A 20,888-nucleotide genomic window follows, 5' to 3' on the forward strand; every position below is an offset into this window, starting at 1 on the left:
CGTGGCGTGAACCGCGGCCCTCGCATTCACGGCCGACCCATACGATGCAAAAGCCCCCGTGTCCGACAGCATGTCCGCTCTCACGGCGGTAAGTCGGCCCCGGTCGTCCGCTCCGGTAATGAAGCGCATGCGAAACGGGTGTCGCTTGGCCGTGGCGATAAAAGACTCTTCTCTTGTGAAGCACATGCGAACAGGTCTGTGGAGATGCCACGCAGCCAGAGCAAGAAAAGGCTGCACGGACAGGTCCAGCTTTCCGCCGAACCCGCCCCCGGTTTCCGCCTGCACCACCCGTATCCTCTCGACCTCCACCCCGAGGAACAACGCCAGATCCTCCCGGTCATAGTGAGGATTCTGGGTGCAGGCCCAGACGATCACCCGCCCGTCCCTGTACTCCGCCCGGCCACCCTCGGGCTCGAGGGCGGCGTGTTCCAATACGCCGGTGGAGTACTCAGCCTCTACCACGACGGCGGAGTCGGCCAGGGCCGCTTCGGCATCACCTCTCGACACGACACGTTCGGTGAGCAGGTTGCTTGTCGAGTGATCGGGATGCACCAAAGGCGCGTCCTCGGAAAGCGCTTCTTCCGGATCGAATACGCCGGGCAGCGGCTCCAGGCTTACCTTGACCGCCAGGGCCCCCGCTAAAGCGGATTCTCCGGTCTCGGCCGCCACCAGGGCCACGGCCTGTCCGGCGTGACGCACGATGTCGCGGGCGAGGAACTCCTGGTCCTTTGTGATGGGGATAATCCCCAATCGATGGGCGCCGGGGACGTCCTCGGCCGTGAACACCCGAACCACGCCGGGCAGGGCCATGGCGCGGATCGAGTCGACTCCGATCAGCCTGGACGGCGCCTGTTGAACGCGAACACAGGCAAGGTGCAGGTCGCCGGTCTTGCCCAGGTCCGCGCCGAAACGCGTTTCCCCTTTCACCCGCGCCAGGGCCCCAACCCTGTACCGATTCTGTCCGATACTCATGCGCCTCTTGCCACCCGTTCCCAGGCCAGGGCCAGCGTACGGCCGGTAACCCTCGCTATGGCCTGTACTTTGTATGCCGCGGAAGAGCGCCATCCGCAAACGTCTTGGAAAAGATCCGTTGCTTTGCGCCCGGCTTCCCTCCAGAGCGCATCCCCCGCCACGCCGTTGGCAAGCAGCTCTTCGACGTCGTTCAGTCGGCGAGGGGAAGGAAAACAAGCGCCCAATACCACCCTGCAGTCGGAAAAAGCCGGATCCAGGCACACGGCCACGTTCAGTCTGGCCACACTGACGCCCCGGCGGCGGCCGACCTTGGAAAAAACCTGACCGTCGCGGGATTTCAGTCGGTCCAATTCGAAACCCAGAATCAGTTCGTCGTTGGCAAGGATGGTTTGGCCGGGTCCCGTAATCAGTTCTTCCACCCGGCAGAAACGGCGTTCCCGGATGGACACGACCTCGGCGCGGGCGCCTAGCGCCACCAGAGCGGTGACCCCGTCGGCGGCCGGAGAAGCGTTCGCGACATTGCCGCCGATGCTCGCCGTCTGACGAACCTGCACCGAACCTACGGTCGCCGCCGCCTGCTTCAGAATCGGGTATGTCCGCTCGACCTCCAGGTCGCTCTCCAATCGCCGGAAGGAAATTCCGGCTCCAATGTAGGGGCGCTCGCTACCAAGATCCAGCCGCGTCAGCTCGGAAAGGCGGCTCACATCCACGATCACGTTCGGCAGAGGTTCGCCGGCGAGGCGGGCCCGACGCAGCCGCGGCATCAGATCGGTCCCTCCGGCCAGCGCGCGGGCTTCGCCTCGAGCCATCACTTCGAGGGCGTCGTTCAGAGAACGTGCGGCGACAAAACGGCTCATCGAGGTCCTTCCCGAAGACGTTTGGCCGCTCTGCGAACAGCCCTCACAATGTCGTGATACCCGGTACATCGACAGAGGTTGCCCGCCAAAGCCCTCTTGATTTCTTCCTCTCCCGGATCGGGGTTGTGGCTCAGCAGATCCGCCGCGGACATGATCATACCGGGAGTACAGAAGCCGCACTGCACGGCTCCGGTCTCCAGGAAGGCTTCCTGCAACGGATGGAGCGTTGGTCCCTTCGCCATCCCCTCGATGGTGGTTACCTCGCGGCCTTGAACCTGCCAGGCCGCCGTCAGACAGGCGTTGACCACGCAGCCGTCCAGCAGAACGCTGCAAGCGCCGCACTCCCCCACTCCGCAGCCTTCCTTGGCGCCTTTCCGGTCCAGGTAATTGCGCAAGAGGCCCAGCAGGCTCTCTTCTCCGGGAACATCGCGGATCTCCACTTCGTTCCCGTTCAATACGAATCTCAGTTCCATTCTAAATTATGACCGTGCCATAGATCATCGGCGCCCGGAGCATTCGTCACAGAGGACTATCGTAGCATCATTTTGGGCAGGAAAAGGGCGATCGCGGGAAAAACGGTAATAAGAACCACGATGGCAATGATCGCGAGCAAAAAGGGTGCGACTCCACGGAAAATGGTTTCCACCGGAATATCGGTTGCAACTCCGGCCACTGTGAAAACGTTCAAGCCCATTGGGGGGGTGATCAGTCCGGCTTCCATCATGAGCACCGCGATCACCCCGAACCAGATGGGGTCAAAATTCAGCGTTTCAATAATGGGAAAGATCACGGGCAGGGTCAACACCATCATCGAGATGGCGTCCAGGAAGCATCCGAGAAAAAGGTAAGTCAGAATAATCACGGAATGAACCACATACGGGGAAACATCGAGCCCTGCCGCCCAGTTCGCCACCTGCATCGGAATGGTGGAGAGGGCCAGAAAGTAGCTGAACACATTGGCTCCGGCCACGAGTATCAACACCATGACTGAGATGCGTAGGGACTCCAATAGCGCTCCGATCAGCCCATCCCAGGTCAGCCTCCGCTTGAGCAAGGCGACCAGAAACAGTAGGGTCGCGCCCACGGCTCCAGCTTCCGTGGGAGTGAAAAACCCGGCATAGATGCCCCCCATCACCACCAGGAAAAGCGCTAGCGGCTCCCATACGCCCTTTAGAGAAATCATCTTCTCTTTCCAGGTCACGGATGCCGGATTGACCGGCGCCAGCGCGGGTCTCATCTTGACCCACGCCACCACGATCGCGATATAGGCCAGCGCCAGAAGGATGCCCGGAAAGATACCGGCCACCAGGAGTTTACCGATGGACTGCTCGGTAAGCATCCCATATACGACAAAACCGATGCTGGGCGGTATCAGGAAACCCAACGTTCCCCCGGCGGCCACACTGCCGGTCGCCAGCCTGGCGTCGTAATTGTAGCGCTTCATTTCGGGCAGAGCCACGGTGCTCATGGTGGCCGCGGTAGCCACCGAGGAACCCGAAACCGCGGCAAAGCCCCCACAAGCCCCGATCGTCGCAATGGCCAGCCCACCGGGGAGCCGGCGCATCCATTTATCAAACGCGCCGTAGAGTTCGCTGGTAAGGCCCGAACTGCCGGCAAAACCGCCCATCACGATGAACAGGGGAATGACCGTATACGGATAGAAAGAAGCCACTTCCCATACCGTACTGGCCACTACGGGCAACGCCGCTTGCGCTGAGGTCAGATAGGCGATGCCGCCGAAGCCTACCAGCATCAGGGCAAAGGCAATGGGCATTCCCAAGAACAAGAGGAAGAATACGCATCCGGTGCCGATGACGCCTACGGTTATCGGGTCCACTATTTTCTCCCGATCAACATTTGCACGCAATCCACGGCGTCGAACAGCAGTTCCAGGAGGAGAAAAAAGGCCGCCACGGGGATCAGCATTCTGAAGGGCAGTTGAGAAATGCGCAGCATGTCGGAGACGGCGCTCGTGTCTACGGCTTCGACCCACCCCTGCCGGCACAGAACGGCAATGATAAACATACTCAACAGGGTTGTGATCAACTCGAGAATCAGCGCGGCCGGCGCGGGCAACCTGGCCGTCAGCATGGTCACCCGCACGTGGCCTTTGACTTGATGGGTGTAAGCCAGACCCAGAAGGATAAAGATGGACAACATATAGCTGGACAGCTCGATGGTGCCGGGGATGGGACGGGACCATACTCCCCGGCTCACCACTTCAGCGGAAGTCAACAGCATCATAGGGATGAGCAGGAACATACCCACGTAGGTCAAGATACGCGTGATCTTCTGAACACCCCACTTTACCGTGGCATACATTTCCCCGGGCCCGGTCCTTCCGTTTCTACTTGCTGTCCGTGGTGCGCCACTCCGGAGGAATGGCAACGCACTTCGTACCGTGGGCTTCGGCTATCTTGCCGTACATGATTACGGCTTCCTTGGCATTGAGTCCCTTTTTCTCCAAATCGGCCACCCACTGCCGGGTCTGTTCCTGGAATCGCTCGTACCACTTGGCTTCCTGTTCGGGGGTCAGCTCGTGGATCTTCACCCCTTTGGCGTTAAGCTCCTCCATCATCTGGGCATAGGTCTTCTTATCCAGTCCGTGGGTGGTGGCAAACGGGTTGCCCACCACTTCTTCGATGATGGGTTTGAGGTCGTCGGGGGTGTTCTCCCAGCTCTTCTTGTTCATGATCACGCCCTCGGAAACGCAACCGAACGTGGCTTTGACTCCGTATTTCGCAACCTCGTGGAGTTTGAAAGCCAGAACCAGAGGAGGACACGTGACCAGACCGTCGATCGTGCCGGTTTCCATAGCCAGATACACATCCCCCAAAGGCATGAACACCGGTTCGGCGCCCAGGGCTTTGATGTAGTTGGTCTGCTGACCGCCCGGAGTGCGGATCTTCAAGCCCGTCAAGTCATCGATGGTCTGCACCGGCTTGGTGGTCCATAAAAAAGCCTGGATACATCCGTTCAGCTCGAGAACCTTAACGTCTTTGAATTCATCCTCCAACGCCTTCTCGTACACCTGATTGCCGATATTCGTAGCGAGATCCTTACCGTCCACCCAGGCCGCCAACGAGAGCACGTCGGTGAGAGGAAAACGGCCGGGAGTCCAGGTTGCGGTGAAATACCCCATGTCGGACAGACCGTTCTTCACGATGTCAAAGTGTTCAGGGCCTTTTCCCAATGCGCCGCCAGGGTACAAGGTGTAGGTGATCCGGCCGTTGCTCCGCTTTTTCAGTTCCTCGAGCATCGGAATCCACACCGTTTTCACCTCTCGACTCACCGGAGGATGCCAGGTGCTGAACTTGATGTTCATGGTGGACTCGGACCCCGCCTGCACCGGGCTTCCCATTGCCAGGCAAAACATCAGTCCCAGGACCAGGCTTATCGCCAAAATACGCTTTTTCATGGGTGCATTCCTCCCAAGTTGGAATGTGTGGACGGACTTCTGGAGTCCTTCTTCTTGAAGTACATGGATGTACGCCACGGACGATACCGCATGTGACGCGCCAACACTTCAAACGCTTTTGTCGGTTCCCGGACAACCACCATAGCACAGGGTCCGGTCTCGCTCACGTCATTAATGCACCACTAATGCACCACGGTCTTTTGCACTTGACCTCAAAGGACTTAAGCGATAGTTTACTTTTTAAGTATATGTAAAATGGGTATGGCGTCAAGGATTTTAGACCGGATCGGAAATAAAGAAGTGACCGGACCCAGCTTAGGGGCTAAATTAAGGGACTTGCGTCTCGCCAAGCATTTGACTCTGCAACAGGTTGCAGAGCGCGCGAGCTACACGGCAGGCTATGTATCCCAAATAGAGCATGATAAGGCATCTCCTTCCATTGCCTCGCTGAAAAAGATCGCTGCCGCGCTGGACGCCCGCATCGTGGACCTTTTCTTGGACGAAGCCGATAACGATTCAGTCGTATTGGAACCCTCCCAGTGGGTCACCGTTAGTCTGGCCCGATGGAAGGCCGATATCAGGCAGATGGTCCGTTCGGTGAAGCATCACCGGATGCAGCCTTTTTACACGGTTATCCAGCCCGGAGGCGGCACTTCGGAGGATTACAGCCATCACGGAGAGGAGTTCGGTCTGGTACTGGACGGAGATTTGACATTGAAAGTAGGTTCGGAAACCTATCAGGTCAAGAAAGGCTCCTCGTTTTACTACTCCTCGAACGTGCCTCACGCCTGGACCAATGAAGCCGACGTTCCTTGCACCGTGGTCTGGGTGGTGACTCCACCAAGCTGGTGATGCCCGGATCGCCGGATCAGGAGGCTTTACACCATGAAAACGCTGTTGATCAAGAACGTTGGGCTGATGCTCTCCGGAGAGGTGGAGCATCCCCTGTTGGACGCTGACTCGATTCTCGTCGAGCAAGGTGTAATCCGTCGGGTGGGTTCCGCTTTGGCGCCTCCGGACGACGATACCCGGGTGATCGACGCCGCGGGGTGCGCGGTGACACCCGGATTGATCGATTCCCACTGCCATGTCGTGCTGGGAGATTGGACCCCCAGACAACAGATGCAGAATTTTCTGGAATCCTCGGTGCACGGAGGTGTGACCACTTCCATCTCGGCCGGCGAAGTGCATTTGCCCGGACGCCCTAAAGACGCCCTGGGAGCCAAATGCCTGGCCATTCTGGCGGCCGGGTCCTGGGCGTCTCATCGCCCCGGAGGCATGAAAGTGCTGGGTGGGGCCCTGATCCTCGAGAAGGGGCTTACGGAGTCGGACATCGATGAATGTGCTCGAGCCGGAGTCAGGGTCGTCGGCGAGGTGGGGTTGGGCTCGGTGAAGGATCCCGACGAGGCGGCCCAGATGGTCGCCTGGGCCAAGGCCCGCGGCATGATCGTCATGATGCACACCGGCGGTACTTCCATCCCCGGTTCGTCCGTGGTCGGCGCGGACCAGATCCTCAGGGTGAAACCGTCGGTGGTGTCGCATATTAATGGAGGACCCACGGCCGTGAGTCTCGAGGGGGCCATGGAAATTATCGAGAAGTCCGACGCGGCCCTCGAGATCGTGCAATGCGGCAACTCGAAACGAGCCGTCCAGGTGGCCGATATCATCCATGAGCGCGGAGAGTGGGGCCGGTGTATTCTGGGCAACGACGCTCCTTCCGGCACCGGAGTGATCACCCTGGGCCTGTTGCGCAACATCGCCATGCTGGCCGGTCAGAGCGCGGTGCCTCCCGAACTGGCGATGGGCATGGCCACCGGCAATACGGCTAAGCTCTATGGGTTCAATCGCGGACGGATTGCCGAAGGTCTGGAAGCGGACCTGGTAGTCATGGACGCGCCCATCGGTTCGCCCGGAGGGAACACCCTGGAGGCCCTGTCCGAAGGCGACATTCCGGGAATCTCCATTGTGATGGTGGACGGAGCCGTGGTGGTGAACAAAAGTCGCAACACCCCGCCGCCCGTGCGACAAGCTCGTGTCGTATAGGTACGCCCTGCAGATCTAGCCGGAACGGAATCTTTGAGAGGGAGACAACACATGGAGATACGTAAACTCGTGACCATGGTCGAGGAGACCCACAAAGAAGCAGACAAAAGAATCGATCCACCCACCCGGAAAGCCGCGGCGCTGGCTGTGATCGATAATCCGCTGGCTGGCCGCTATGTCGAGGACCTGACCGAGCTGATGGATATGGGGGCCGAGTTGGGCGCCCTTCTGGGCAACAAGGCCCGCGAAGCGCTGGGCATAGGACCCGAGCGGTGCGAGAGTTACGGCAAAGCGGCCATCGTAGGCATGAACGGCGAGTTGGAGCACGCCGGCGCCATTCTTCACCCCAAGCTCGGGAAACCCTTCCGCGAAGCCCTGGGCCGCGGCTTGGCCCTAATACCCTCCGTCAAGAAACGGGGAGGCCCCGGCTGCACCATCGATATCCCGCTGAACCACAAGGACGCGGCCTTTGTCCGCTCCCATTTCGACGGTATGACGGTGAGTATCGAGGACGCTCCGGGCCCGGACGAGATTCTGGTGGCCCTGGCGGTTACCGACTCCGGCCGGCCTTTGCCGCGAATCGGAGGACTCACCAAAGAAGAAGCCAAATACGAGGACGGCCTGCGCTGACCTCCCACCACTCCAAATATAAACCGGAGCATTACAAAAATGGGGATTCTGCCCGAAGTAAAAAAACATTATGGCAAACTGAAACTATGGATAGGAGGTGAATGGATCGACTCGAAGTCCACCGAGGTCCAAGTAACCACCAATCCCGCCATGGGCGAGCCCATCGCCGAGTTTCCCTCCGCCACCCGTGAGGAGGCTCGCGCGGCGGTTGAGGCGGCCCAGAAAGGCTTCCTTGCCTGGCGTGAAGTTGCGCTGCGCGAGCGGGGCAAACTCATGTTCGACCTGAGGCGGAAGTTCGAAGAACGGTTCGATGTCCTGTGCCGGGTCCTCACCCAGGATCACGGACGAACCATCGGCGAATCCCGGGGGTCGGTGCGCAGGGTCATCGAGAACGTCGAGTCCGCATGCTCCGCCGTCTACGGAATGCCCAAGATGAACGAACACATCGACCAACTGGCTGGCGGCATCGACGAGTATATGATCTACGAGCCCAAGGGGGTTTTCCTCATCGTCACCCCGGGCAATATTCCCATGCATGCCTGGTCCTCGTTTGTGCCTTACGCTCTGGCTTCGGGCTGCTCCGTGGTAGTGAGCCCCAGCCGGCAGGATCCCGTGGCCGCGGAATACATCTGCAGGGTCACCGAGGATTTGGGTCTGCCCGACGGCGCCATCAACCTGATTCACGGCGGGCGGTCGATCAACGAGTACATCCTCCGGCAGCCCGAGGTGCGGGGCTTGGGTTTCATCGGGTCCACGGCCGTGGCCAGGAAGCTCTTCAAGCTCTGCGGCGAACTCGGTAAGGATTCCTCCTTGAACGGCAACGGGAAAAACTGCGTGGTCATCATGCCGGATGCGGACATCGATCAGACCGTGCAGTTCCTCCTGCGCGGCTGCTTCGGAATGAGCGGGCAGCGTTGCCTGGGCTCGGACAACGTGGTCGCCGTAGGCGATTCCTACTACGAACTGAGAGAGAAGCTGACCTCCGCGGCCTCGGGAATGAAACTGGGATACGGCCTTGACGAGTCCGTGGAATTGGGGCCCATGTGCACCCCGGCCGGACGGGATAAGGTGATCGATTGGATAGACCTCGCGCTCAACGACGGTTGCACGATGCTCTATGACGGACGGAACCCCCGGGTCGAGGGCTATCCCAAGGGATATTTCCTGGGGCCCAGCGTCCTGGACAATGCGCAACCGGGCATGCCCAGCACCAAGGAGGAGGCTTTCGGACCGGTCACCGCATTGATGCGGTTCGGAGACCTGGACCAGGTCATCCGGTGGCATAACGAAAGCAACAACGACCTGGGCCACTCGGCCTGCATCATGACCCGGAGCGGCAAATCGGCCCGCAAATTTATAAAAGAGATGGAAACGGGCAACGTGGGCGTCAATGTGGCCGTTCCCCAACCTTATGCGTTCTTTCCCCTCGGCTCCAAGAAGCAGTCGTTTCTGGGCTCGGCCAAGTCACGCCTGGCCTCGATGCGGCTTTTTCTGGACGAAAAGACCGTTACCGCCCGCTGGGTGTAGACGGCCGGTTTATTGAAAGAATAGGCGGGGGGGAAACGTTTGAAATCGCGCCTATAATTACGCCATAAGGCGATATCGATGGCGGGACCCCCCGTACCCCCCTTCAAAACCTTCGAGGCGGGCGCGCGCTGATATGCGCTTGGCTTGCGAGCGCATCGAAGCACTCAACGTATTGGATTTGTTGGGTTTCACTGCGTTCAACCCAACCTACGATCCCGACTGCGGATAGACGGCGACGACTTAGCAGTCCACCCGAGTCTCCGAACCCGGACGCCTTCTCCCCTTGGGAGAAGGCCGGGATGAGGGGCGCGGGCGGGTTTGTCGCAGATCCTGAGCCTGCCGATGGAAACCCGCCCCTACGATTCTCCGTCGGATAGTGCGGCAGATTGGGTTAGCGAGCATGGCGAGCGTAACCCAAACGTGTTGGATTCGGCGGGTTTCACTACTCAACCGGCACTACCCGATCCTCAACACCTTCGCCCCCTTTATTTTGTGTTCCTTCAACTCCATGAGCGCCGTGTTGGCGTCTTCCAGCTCGAATTCCTGCACCTCGGGCTTGAGGGGTATCTCGGCCGCAAGTTTCAAGAACTCCTCGACGTCTCTCCTCGTTACATTCGCCACGCTCTTGACTTCCTTTTCGAGCCACAGATGATGTTCGTAGTCCAGCCCGAGGAGACAGTCCTTGTCCCTATCCTCTTTCCGGATGGCGTTGATGACGAGTCTTCCGCCTCTTTCCAGGTGCTTCAGCGCCTCCACGACCGGCTTCCAAACCGGGGTCGTGTCGATGATGCCGTGGATTTTCTCGGGAGGATTCTCCGTCGTGTCGCCGGACCAAAACGCGCCGAGTTCCATGGCGAACCGCCTCTGGGGTTCGCTTCGGGCAAACACGAACACCTTCGAGTGGGGATATTTGTGCAGGGCCGTCTGGAGCACCAGGTGGGCCGATGCCCCGAATCCCGTCAGGCCCAGATTTTGTCCATCGGACAGTCCGGTCAGTCTCAACGAGCGATAGCCCACCGCTCCGGCGCACAACAGCGAATCCATGCAATTCCGACCCGGTCTCCCGGTGAAAACCGCTTCGAACCCTTACCGCATGTTACCACCCGTCCCACGATCTCATGTCCCGGCGCCACGGGAAATGTCTTGGGAGGAGTCCTTCCCTCGATTTCGTCCAACTCGGTGTGGCAGACTCCGCAGGCCGAGATCTTCACCAGGATCTCGCCTTCCCGGGCCACCGGCTCGGGCAGATCGGCCGGCTCCAGGGGAGTTCTCGTTGCACCGAGATCGCATATGTTCCTTAGCACCATGGCGCGCATGATACCCATTCCTCCTCTCATCAAACGCTGCGTCGTTTCTATTTTAACCGAATCCGGCCTCACTGGCCACAAAGATTCACTGCCTCAACAGCACCGCACCTGCATGGCCGGGATAAACACGACTAGTTCCGAAGAACTCACACCTTCCAGTATGGTTGATGATGATTGAATGTCCGCGTTCGGCATAGTCAAGACGTGTGTTCACTATTAGCTTGATTTAATCAGATGCTTTTGCTATAAATAATTTTTCCTTATTCAAGATACTGCCGAATACGGATTCCAGTCGATTCAATCTCTTTTTCCGCAAACACTACCACGCTCTGGGATGAAAGACGGAAAATGAATAAATGGTTTCGATATCTGCAGGCCGCCCTCTTTGTTCTGATCGTTCTCCTCGCACAACAAGAACCCGTATTCGCTCAATATCAGGGAATCTGGAAGGATATAGAATCGAATCAAAGCCACAACTTCTTTGTTCAACAGTATGATACAGGATCGACCCTGGTACTCCATACCACGGACGCCGTCACCGTGCATGCCTACCAGGGGACCATGCAGGGACCCGTGTTCGAAGCCGGTAGTATATACGCGGCGGATTCCAAACAGATCCGTATCGTCTTTTCATCCGAAGAAAGCGCCGGCGTAGTGATGGCGGACGTGAACAGGCCGGCTTCCGAGGATATCCGGCTGACCATATTCAGAGCGTTCCCCGCTGTTCGAACGGTGCGGTCGGGGATCTGGAGAGACGCAAGCGGGACCCTGGCGTTATATGTTCAGGAGTACGAAGCCGGTTCGAGCATCGCCGTGTCCGCCATCAACGGAACGGTGTTCCGTGCCTTTCTTGGCGCGGTTTCCGGCCTGCAATTCAAGGCGGTGGGCCTGGCGAACGCCGCCGAGGAATGCTCCATCGATTTTCTCGGCGAGGAACAGGCCGAAACAGCCGTGTCGCTCGTCGGTGAAACGCCGTCGCCCCAACTCGAAAACAGCTTCTACAACGTCTTGAAAGTCTTTCGTCCCCCGGCCCTGGACGTGGATTTCAACGCCGCCGTATGTTCCGGTGAAACGCCCCTCGAGGTCCCGTTCACGGCTTCCACGCAAGCCCCGTTTGCAACGTGGTGGTGGGATTTCGGCGACGGCTCGACCAGCACGGAACAGAACCCCATCCACGTGTATACGGCGGCGGGCGCGTATACGGTGAGCATGCTCGCCGCCGTGGACCAGGGTCTCGAAGTACTGACCTTGCGGAAGGATTACATTCGCGTATCCAAACCCGAAACCGTCATCATTTCCGGCCGGGTGTCCGACATTGACGGAATGGAAGGCGTTCAGTTAACCCTTTCCGGCGTGGACCCCGTCCTCACCGACTCTTTCGGCGACTACACCGCAACCCTTCCCGCGGGTTGGAGCGGAACGATTACACCCCAACGGACGGGGTACTCCTTCGATCCCCCTTTCAGGCCGTTTGACGATCTGAGAGAAAACCGTTTGAATCAGGATTTTCGCGCAATTCCGATGACCCCTCCCACGGCGGACTTCACGGTTTCGGGCTCTCCAACAGGCCCGGCGCCGTTCACGGTCCATTTTCTTGACCGGTCCACCGGGGAGCCTCTGACCTGGAGTTGGAACTTCGGGGACACGGTAGACTCGACTGCGTCTCAGAGTTCGCTTCAAAACCCATCCCATGTGTACACGACCGGCGGAATCTTCACGGTCTCCCTGGTCGTCGCCAACGAATGGGGACAAGACACCCAGGTCCGCGCCGGGTACATCATCGCCACCGCCGCGCCCACGCTGCTTTCTCCGAACCATGGGGCCACGGTCGAGCCGCCCTTTTCCCTTCAGTGGAGCGCGGTCTCCGGAGCGGCGAGTTATACGGTGCAGGTGTGTGAAAACGCGTCGTTCACCGGCGCCGGCATCGACCAGTACAGCTCGAACGGAACCGGTTTGGCCGTCATGGACCGGCCGGCCGGAATCGGATATTGGAGAGCGAGGGCGAATTACCCTGGCGGGTACACGGGATCCTGGTCGTCCGTAGGGACGTTCATCGTCCCCGAGTCGCCTCCTCCGCCCCCACCCCCTCCGGAAGTGGGAACCGTCGTTCTCGTCTCGCCTGGGAGCGGAGCCACGATAGCGGACACCTTCGACCTGATGTGGAACGCGGCCGCGGGCGCATCGAGCTACCGCGTGCAGATGGCCCCGGATGCCTCGTTTCAAAATCCATGGGTGGATCAGGATACCGTTACGACGTACCTGAATGTGGAAAACGCTCCCGAAGGAACCTACTACTGGCGCGTCCGGGCTAACGTTTCGGGCGGCGATCCGGGCGAGTGGTCCACCGTCCGGTCCTTGACCGTGAAGGTTGACGATCCGCCCGAACCTCCTCAGGGGGAACCCGTCACCCTGGTTTCGCCGGAGAACAACGGAACCCTGTGCGGCGATCAGACTCTCGTCTGGAGCGCCGTATCCGGGGCTATAAGCTATCATATTCAGGTGGCCGGAGATGTGGCGTTCAATTCCCTGTGGGTCGATCGGGACCGCACATCCACGTCTTTGTCCATGCTGGTATCCGGAGGACCCTTCTACTGGCGCGTTCGGGCCAACTATGCGGGCGGCGTCCCGGGACCGTGGTCCGAAGAGCGCTATTTTTACGGGCCGGGCGGCAGCGCGGGCCGGGAATGCCCGTGAGGCCGGGGAGCCGCGGCGTGCGGCGGGCATGCATCGGATACCGTTGTCTTGATTGTTGCATGTAGGTGTCCGTAATCCCTCGAATTACGGAGATTGGGCGGGCACAAGCCGCTGTAGCGGTTTAACGGGAAAAAACAGCCACGGGCCGGCGGCAAAACCGTTCCATCGTTCGGCAAATCCCTTGTGTATAGTTTGTGGTCCTCCCTGTCCGGACTGCCCCCCCAACTCCGCGCGGGCTTGTAAGCGATCCCTGCACAGTCGTTTGTCTGCACCATTTAGAATTAATCCGACGCAAAAATATGCGCCCTTGACAGGAACCGGATGTGCATGAATATATGTTCTATACACATTTGGCAGAAGAGGCAGTTCCATGCGAACCAATATCGTTATCGATGATGAATTGATGAACGAGGCCATGAGTCTCAGCCGGCTCAAAACCAAAAAGGCGGTTGTTGAAACCGGACTCAAGCTATTGATTCAGATCAAGAAACAAGAGCGAATCAGAAGTTTGCGTGGAAAGCTGAAATGGGTCGGCGACCTCGACGAAATGAGGTTGGATCAGTGATTCTGGTCGACTCGTCCGTATGGATCGATTATTTCAACGGCATCCCCACTTGGCAGACCGACTTGCTCGATCATTCCCTCTCAAATGTTCCCATTGTCATTGGGGATTTGATCCTGACAGAGATCCTTCAGGGTTTCAGATCGGATAAGGATTATGAAACAGCCAGGGAATTCTTGAGTGCTCTTCCGTTTCGCCAAATCGGCGGATACCATGTCGCCGTTCAGAGCGCCAAAAATTATCGATTCCTTCGAAAAGCAGGTGTTACCGTACGCAAGACCATTGATGTCATCATCGCAACATTTTGTATTATAGAAGGATTGCCTTTGCTTCATGATGATCACGATTTCGATCCCATGACATCTCATTTGTCTCTGATGACATTAACTTCACCCTAGTTTCACCATTTCCGCTGCTCGTCTATTCACGCGCGGAGGAGACAGGGTTGATCTTGTGCGTTTCTATCATTCACGGACAGTGCATTATCCAAAGCAATCTCTCTGCCTCTACCGACCGCCCGGCTAACCGCCGATCTGCTTGGCGCAAGTGTCCTTCTCACCTCAATTGCGGATCAAAGCCCTGGCAAGAAAAGGGCGTTGCGGTCTCAAGCTTCAGTTTCGCCAGGCGTTCGACAAACCGAATTCTGTCGGTATCGTCTCGGAATATGTTACGCCGTTCGATCCCTCGGCAGATGATGCGGTTCAACACCTCCGGCGTATTAATGCGTTCTTTTCGCAGCATCGGAATTCAATATCATAGACGATGAAACAGAAAAACGCACAAATGCAACACCGTCCTCTTTTTCACGACTTGTAGTTTGATCATTTTCATTACGGTCAATACTTTTATAGGCTGTTTAAAAGGAATATAACTTAAGTTATTAAAATTCCGTGCTAAGAAACTTGAAATCACGTACCTCTTCATATCGACAATAGGGGTTCTTAAAAACCAAAGCAGGATGATAGCTCCTATACCCATAGAATTCGGGTAACAATCGACTATCCGAACAATATAATATCGCAGCAACGTGTGCTCTAGATTCATCAAACAGTCCGTAAGACATATTTGCTAAAGCACCCTCATTTTGAAGGCCTTCAAAACTCTCGATCTCTGGTATGAAACACGCTACAATGCCTGGGTTTTTCTTAGATAGCTGCCTTTTCGAGGCTTTGCTGATAATGCCCCTCATTCCGCCAATAATATCCTCATCTCTCTGACTCTTGCAGACAATTTCTATTGGGTTAATTTCAGAAGAAGAACCGGGAGGCAAATAAATTACGCAATGAGCGTTGACTGGTTTGCGGACGAGAAGTTGCTTATACATCTGTTTTATGTCAACCAAGTCATTAGACTTTTCCTTTAAAGACAAATCGACGTCTGCACACGAAAGGTGGACATGACGATTAATTGGTTTACCATCTACCTCATCAAGAATTTCTGTAATAATTTCTTCTTGTGTCTGCATGTTCGACGGTAGCTTATCATGGAATTCTATTTCGATATTTCCTTTTAAGCCCGCGTCGCTTATTTTTGGAACAAGGTCATCGACAAAGTGATAAAAGTCAGGTCGTTTAATTTTTCGAAAAGTATCGACTGAAAGCTTTTTACATTCAACCTCTAATTCATAATTGCCAATAACAATACTATATTCAGGGCCTGCTACACTGTCGTCGTTATTCCACGAAATGTTGTAGTTTCTTATTTTATACCCCCATGCTATTAAAATCTCAAAAAGATAGTTATTAGCATTTTCTTCATCTAATAAATTTTGGCGATACCTATTCTTTAGATCATCAGGCATGGAATTTGTCAGTTCACATACTTTCAGACTGTCACCAGCCAGCTCCATTATCTCAGGTGTAAGATTTTTATATATGGCCTTCCCTGAGGCCTCTAATTTGTAAAATTGCATAAATCCTTCCCACCAAGGATGACGCAATCTCAGATAGTAATCTCTATAAAGAGGTTTAGAGGACTTTTTTGCCTTGTCGTACCTCTCTAAAGCTTTCTTTATATTATTATGTCCAAGATACTTTTCAAGTCTACGGACATGTGTAGGCCCTCTTTTATCTTCAACTATATTGTTAGTCTTCAAAGTGTATCCCATCTGAACAGATCAAACTGTATTGGCGCAAACTAAATCGCCTTGCCTATGTTTAGGGTCAGGTCTTGTTTTTTGACTTTTCTCTTTCCCCTCGAACAATCATACTCACCGTTGAGTAATGGAGCCTACACGGGCGCTCAACAAATAAGCACGACCCAAAATCTTCAAGTCATGCATTCTTGCATTATGGTTCAAACACGCTCCGATCAACAATAACGGATGAATCGTTCAACGAGCGGCCGCCGAATCCAGAGCACCAAGGGCGCATGAATGAGATCAGGAGGAATGGAAATCGGGGGGAGGCGCCAGTGGGACCCAGTATATCAGAAATGGGCTCAGATACAAGATGTGGGGTGGCTCCGGATCCCAAGCCGAGCTCAACATACTTGCCATAGCCCCGAACACCGATTGGCTCACCCTTTCCGCTGGTAATCCACAGCCTGTTGGTTCCAGGGAGAGTGTGCGGCATCCGTCGGCGCTCATGTGTCCGAGAGGGCTGTGCGACTATCTCGAACCGAAACGCCCCAGGCCGAAATATTAGGCGGCGAAATACCGGTGACTTCCTTTTCGAAGGAAAACCATGACACCGGTTCCGGCTGAGTGTAAACTAGGCGCGGGTTGGATTGATCTTGGGGCCACATCGGGAGGTTCCGTGGAAGGAGAAACCGTCCATCTCCTCGGTTGCCGGGCGCTAAACGATTTCCTGGAAATCGGGAGTTCGACGCTCCGTCATCTCATCCTGCACCGTGCGATTCCCTTGCGGCGGACGAGGCCCCCATTCCGTGCTCGGAATATGATATGAAATGAAGCGGAAAAGCAATGAAACCCAAAGACATCGAAACAGCGAACAGGCTGAAACGCCTTTTGCAGAAAAAGGTCAAGCTGCATCGGATGATCCTCTTCGGTTCCAGGGCGCGGGGAGACGCCGAACCCGATTCCGATATGGACGTTCTGGTTGTCCTGGACGAACCCGTTTCACGGGAATCACGCAGGATAGTCTCCGATTATGCGTGGGAAACCGGGTTTGAAGCCGGCATCGTGGTGGCGCCCGTTGTTGTATCCCGCGATGATTGGGAAAACGGACCCGACCGGGAATCTCTTCTGGCCAAAGCGGTCCGTGAGGAAGGAATGCCCATATGAACGATAAGGATCAACAGGTTTTGCTTGGTTTCCGCATGGGACAGGCCCGTGCCGCGCTGGAGGAAGCTCAAGTCTTGCTTTCCCGCAGGAAGACATCCTTGGGTGCGGTAAACCGGGCCTATTACGCCATGTTTTACGCGGTTCTCGCGCTTCTTCAGCACATAGGAAAAATTCCTAGAAAACACTCAGGGGTCCTGGCTCTGTTCGACTCCGAATTCGTCAAAAAAGGAGTTTTTTCTATGGAACTCTCCCGTCATCTTCATCACGCCTTTGAATCACGCCAAGTTTCAGACTACCAAGCGATGGAGCCAATTTCCCTCGAAGAGGCGGGAGAGATTCTCAACAACGCGCAGTCGTTCGTCCAAGCCATAGAAAGATATTTGTCGATCAATTGACCGAGCATCGAGAGCCGACTGCGAGTGCTCGACCGAGATCTGAAGGCTGAAACTCGCTACGGCCGGCTTTTGGGCCGATCCCCCGGCGCGCGGCATCCGTCGATCTAAAACGCAAGCCGGGCTAGGACCGATCAGCGGCCTTTTTCACCAGCTCAACGGTCATGTCACTCTCACACAGACCCTGGCGCACATGGCGAATCCCGGAGTAGGGTTCGAATCCTTTGGCGTGGACGGTCACTTCGTATTCACCCTCGGGCAGTCCGTAAAAGCAAAAATACCCCTTGGCCGCAAAGTCCTTCCCGGACAGATAATGCTCGAAATAACCGACGTCTTCTTCCTTCCATGGGATCAGCGTGCGTGTGACGCCATCCCCTTTGAGCGGAAGGCTGTTTTCAATTGCGGATTTTTGATACAGTATGCCACGCACCGGGAGAGGCGTGCGGCATTCATACAAGCGGTGAATACCATGAGCGCAACGGCGGACAAATCGATCAACTGGCACAGGCTTGATCCGAAGGAAGTATCGGAGAAGCTGGAATCATCCGAAAAGGGTCTTACCGCGGAGGAGGCGCGCCAGCGGCTGGAACGCCATGGTCCCAACGAACTCGTCGAAAAAAGACGCAAATCGTTGTGGATGATGTTTCTGGATCAGTTTAAGGATTTCATGATCCTGGTGCTGATCGCCGCCGCCGTGGTGGCCGGGGTTATTGGCGAGCTTTCGGATACCATAGCCATTGTCGTGATCGTGCTGCTGAATGCCGTGCTCGGGTTCGCCCAGGAATACCGCGCCGAAAAGGCCATGGCCGCTCTAAAAAAACTGGCGGCTCCTTTTGCCGTCGTCATTCGGGACGGGCGGCCGGAATCGATCCCCGCGGAATGGCTTGTTCCCGGAGATTTGGTTATCCTGGAAGCCGGCAATGTGCGGTCCAATTTCAAAGCCAGGAGGCGGCCTTAACCGGCGAATCCGCGCCGGTGCAAAAGGACACCGGGGCTCTCATGGAAGAGGATCTGCCCATCGGCGACCGCAAGAACATGGTTTACAAAGGCACCTTGATCGTATCCGGCCGAGGTCGGGGCCTGGTGACGGAGACCGGCATGCAGACGGAGCTCGGCCGGATTGCCGCTTTACTCCAGGGTGAAGAGGAAGGTCGAACGCCGCTGCAGAAACGGCTTGCCGCCTTCGGGCAGAAGCTGGCCTACGCCGTCCTGGGGATTTGCGTTATTGTTTTTGCCACCGGTCTCCTTCGTGGCGAGCCCGCGCTTTTGATGCTACTCACGGCCATCTCGCTTGCGGTAGCGGCCATTCCGGAGGCCCTGCCCGCGGTCATTACCATCTCACTGGCCTTGGGCGCCAAGAAGCTGGTCAAACAGCAGGCATTGATCCGGAAACTGCCGGCCGTCGAGACCCTCGGTTCGGTTACTTATATCTGCTCGGACAAGACGGGAACCTTGACCCTGAACCGTATGACCGTGGAAAAAGTCTATGTCGACGGCCGTCTGCTGGATTCCCAGGAACTGCAAGTATCCGGCGACGAGGAGAGTGAAGATCTCCTTCTTTCCGGCCGGAACCCCCTCGGTCTGTTGCTTACGGCTCTCGCCCTTTCAAATGACGCCCGTCTGGATGCATCCGGCGCCGCCATAGGCGATCCGACGGAAACCGCTCTGTTCAACCTGGCTCTGGAAAGAGGATTCTTACGGGAGAAGCTCGATGAGACATTTCCGCGACTGGCCGAGATCCCTTTCGATTCGGACCGCAAGCTGATGACCACCTTCCATCCATGGAATAAGGCGCAGGTGGTATCTTTTACCAAAGGGGCTGTAGAGGAAGTACTGGACCGTTCGGAAAAGGTATTGACCAGCCGGGGGAAGGAGGAAATCGACCTTCCGAAGATTATGGAGATTTCGGAGCAGATCGCGGGCCAAGGCTTACGCGCCCTGGGTTTCGCCCTGAGAGTCTGGGAAGGTCTCCCGGATCCGTTGAACTCCGGCGAAGTGGAAACGCGGCTGGTGCTGCTCGGTATTGTCGGAATGATGGATCCGCCTCGTCCGGAGGCGTCGGAGGCGGTAGCCATGTGCCGTTCGGCAGGGATTCGGCCGGTGATGATCACAGGAGACCACCCGTTGACGGCGAGGGTCATTGCCGGACGAGTGGGCATCCTCGACGGAGACGGGAGCGCCGTTATAACCGGCCGGGCGCTCGATCGGCTCTCTCTGGCGGAATTCGAACAACAGGTTGAAAAGATACGGGTATATGCACGCGTGGCCCCCGAACAGAAGCTCAAAATCGTAAAAGCCCTGCAGGAAAGGGAGCAGTTCGTGGCAATGACCGGGGATGGAGTCAATGACGCCCCGGCCTTGAAACGGGCGGATATCGGGATCGCCATGGGCATTACCGGCACCGATGTGTCCAAGGAAGCCTCTCACATGATTCTGCTGGACGACAACTTCGCCACTATCGTTAAAACCATTAGGGAAGGCCGCCGGATCTTCGATAATATTCGCAAGTTCATAAAATATACCATGACGAGCAATTCGGGCGAGATCTGGACGATCTTCCTGGCGCCCTTCCTGGGGTTGCCCATTCCCCTGCTGCCGATTCACATCCTGTGGATCAACCTGGTGACCGACGGTGTCCCGGGTCTGGCCCTGGCCGCCGAGCCGGGGGAAAGAAGCATCATGAACCGCCCTCCCAGGCAACCGAAAGAAAGTATTTTCGCCCAGGGTCTCGGCGCCCATATCATCTGGGTGGGGCTTCTCATGGGCGCCGTTTCCATCGTCACGCAGGCCTGGTTCATTCACAGCAGCGAGACCCACTGGCAAACCATGGTTTTTACCGTGTTGTGCCTGAGCCAAATGGGTCACGTACTGGCGATTCGATCGGAACGGGAATCCTTTTTCAAGCAGGGAGCCTTATCCAATAAACCGCTCCTTGGAGCCGTCTTACTGACTTTCGGCCTTCAGATGGCCACCATCTATGCCCCGTTCTTGAATCCTATTTTCAAGACCGAGCCGCTCTCCGTTTGGGAATTGATAGTAACGATTCTGCTTTCAGCGGTTGTCTTCCTGGCGGTGGAGATCGAAAAGGTATTCAGAAGGTTGAGGACGGAGTGATTTCCCCGCGTCATTGACAAGGAGCCGGATCCGGCAACAACGAAAAAAACACCGCAGATGATCCGACACCCTCAACGTCACGATCGGAGGTGCATGTTCGACGAAGATCCGAACCTTTCGTGGATGGG

17 protein-coding genes and 2 pseudogenes are annotated in these 20,888 nt (G+C 56.6%); 10 read left to right on the forward strand and 9 right to left on the reverse strand.

Translation table 11 applies throughout. The features are described 5' to 3' along the window. The 6 genes from HY788_13275 to HY788_13300 all read right to left on the reverse strand — a co-directional run. On the reverse strand, positions 1 to 972 hold a 972-nt coding region (locus HY788_13275), incomplete at its 3' end, for a molybdopterin-dependent oxidoreductase (protein MBI4775123.1). Continuing rightward, the gene (locus HY788_13280; GenBank protein ID MBI4775124.1) at positions 969 to 1,829 is read right to left on the reverse strand and encodes an FAD binding domain-containing protein; all 861 of its coding nucleotides are present in this window, start codon (positions 1,827 to 1,829) and stop codon (positions 969 to 971) included. The genes HY788_13275 and HY788_13280, both read right to left, overlap by 4 nt. Continuing rightward, positions 1,826 to 2,302, reverse strand: a complete 477-nt coding sequence (locus HY788_13285; GenBank protein ID MBI4775125.1) for a (2Fe-2S)-binding protein — start codon at positions 2,300 to 2,302, stop codon at positions 1,826 to 1,828. The genes HY788_13280 and HY788_13285 overlap by 4 nt, the downstream gene beginning before the upstream one ends. 56 nt (positions 2,303 to 2,358) lie before the next feature. Continuing rightward, entirely contained in the window at positions 2,359 to 3,666 is a 1,308-nt protein-coding gene (locus HY788_13290; GenBank protein MBI4775126.1) for a TRAP transporter large permease, read from the reverse strand. Continuing rightward, positions 3,666 to 4,151, reverse strand: a complete 486-nt coding sequence (locus HY788_13295) for a TRAP transporter small permease (GenBank protein ID MBI4775127.1) — start codon at positions 4,149 to 4,151, stop codon at positions 3,666 to 3,668. The genes HY788_13290 and HY788_13295 overlap by 1 nt, the downstream gene beginning before the upstream one ends. Before the next feature lie 25 nt (positions 4,152 to 4,176). Beyond that, a complete protein-coding gene (locus tag HY788_13300; GenBank protein ID MBI4775128.1) occupies positions 4,177 to 5,247 on the reverse strand; it encodes a TRAP transporter substrate-binding protein in 1,071 nt (356 codons plus the stop codon). Between the two features lie 300 nt (positions 5,248 to 5,547). Between HY788_13300 and HY788_13305 the strand changes: the two genes are divergently transcribed. The 4 genes from HY788_13305 to HY788_13320 are packed head-to-tail and all read left to right on the forward strand — an operon-like array spanning position 5,548 to position 9,447. Next, positions 5,548 to 6,099, forward strand: a complete 552-nt coding sequence (locus HY788_13305) for a helix-turn-helix transcriptional regulator (protein ID MBI4775129.1) — start codon at positions 5,548 to 5,550, stop codon at positions 6,097 to 6,099. Positions 6,100 to 6,132: 33 nt separating this feature from the next. Then, a complete protein-coding gene (locus HY788_13310; protein MBI4775130.1) occupies positions 6,133 to 7,290 on the forward strand; it encodes an amidohydrolase family protein in 1,158 nt (385 codons plus the stop codon). Positions 7,291 to 7,341: 51 nt separating this feature from the next. Then, a complete protein-coding gene (locus HY788_13315; GenBank protein MBI4775131.1) occupies positions 7,342 to 7,920 on the forward strand; it encodes an amino acid synthesis family protein in 579 nt (192 codons plus the stop codon). 39 nt (positions 7,921 to 7,959) lie between these two features. Continuing rightward, entirely contained in the window at positions 7,960 to 9,447 is a 1,488-nt protein-coding gene (locus HY788_13320) for an aldehyde dehydrogenase family protein (protein ID MBI4775132.1), read from the forward strand. Positions 9,448 to 9,903: 456 nt separating this feature from the next. On the opposite strand, the pseudogene HY788_13325 reads toward HY788_13320, so the two are convergent. Continuing rightward, positions 9,904 to 10,763: pseudogene (locus HY788_13325) on the reverse strand (alcohol dehydrogenase catalytic domain-containing protein). Positions 10,764 to 11,102: 339 nt separating this feature from the next. Here HY788_13325 and HY788_13330 point away from each other — a divergent pair. From HY788_13330 to HY788_13340, 3 genes are all read left to right on the forward strand, one after another. Then, positions 11,103 to 13,448: a PKD domain-containing protein gene (locus HY788_13330; GenBank protein MBI4775133.1), complete on the forward strand. Its 2,346-nt coding sequence runs from the start codon at positions 11,103 to 11,105 to the stop codon at positions 13,446 to 13,448. Between the two features lie 370 nt (positions 13,449 to 13,818). Continuing rightward, a complete protein-coding gene (locus tag HY788_13335) occupies positions 13,819 to 14,013 on the forward strand; it encodes a type II toxin-antitoxin system VapB family antitoxin (GenBank protein MBI4775134.1) in 195 nt (64 codons plus the stop codon). Beyond that, the gene (locus tag HY788_13340) at positions 14,010 to 14,408 is read left to right on the forward strand and encodes a PIN domain nuclease (protein MBI4775135.1); all 399 of its coding nucleotides are present in this window, start codon (positions 14,010 to 14,012) and stop codon (positions 14,406 to 14,408) included. Before HY788_13335 ends, HY788_13340 begins: the two co-directional genes overlap by 4 nt. A 482-nt stretch (positions 14,409 to 14,890) precedes the next feature. On the opposite strand, the gene HY788_13345 is transcribed toward HY788_13340, so the two are convergent. Further along, positions 14,891 to 16,105 (reverse strand): hypothetical protein, encoded by a 1,215-nt coding sequence (locus tag HY788_13345; GenBank protein MBI4775136.1) that lies wholly within the window; start codon positions 16,103 to 16,105, stop codon positions 14,891 to 14,893. 828 nt (positions 16,106 to 16,933) lie between these two features. Between HY788_13345 and HY788_13350 the strand changes: the two genes are divergently transcribed. Beyond that, the gene (locus HY788_13350) at positions 16,934 to 17,254 is read left to right on the forward strand and encodes a nucleotidyltransferase domain-containing protein (GenBank protein ID MBI4775137.1); all 321 of its coding nucleotides are present in this window, start codon (positions 16,934 to 16,936) and stop codon (positions 17,252 to 17,254) included. After that, positions 17,251 to 17,649, forward strand: coding sequence for a HEPN domain-containing protein (locus tag HY788_13355; protein MBI4775138.1), 399 nt, complete (start codon positions 17,251 to 17,253; stop codon positions 17,647 to 17,649). The genes HY788_13350 and HY788_13355 overlap by 4 nt, the downstream gene beginning before the upstream one ends. A 121-nt stretch (positions 17,650 to 17,770) precedes the next feature. Here the strand turns inward: HY788_13355 and HY788_13360 are convergent, their stop codons facing one another. Continuing rightward, the gene (locus HY788_13360; GenBank protein ID MBI4775139.1) at positions 17,771 to 18,151 is read right to left on the reverse strand and encodes a carboxypeptidase regulatory-like domain-containing protein; all 381 of its coding nucleotides are present in this window, start codon (positions 18,149 to 18,151) and stop codon (positions 17,771 to 17,773) included. Here HY788_13360 and HY788_13365 point away from each other — a divergent pair. After that, positions 18,116 to 20,760, forward strand: a pseudogene (locus HY788_13365) (cation-translocating P-type ATPase). The gene HY788_13360 and the pseudogene HY788_13365 sit on opposite strands and share 36 nt — an antisense overlap. Positions 20,761 to 20,888 lie beyond the last annotated feature (128 nt).

Source organism: Deltaproteobacteria bacterium, from assembly GCA_016208165.1.
Lineage (GTDB): Bacteria > Desulfobacterota > Desulfarculia > JACQYL01 > JACQYL01 > JACQYL01.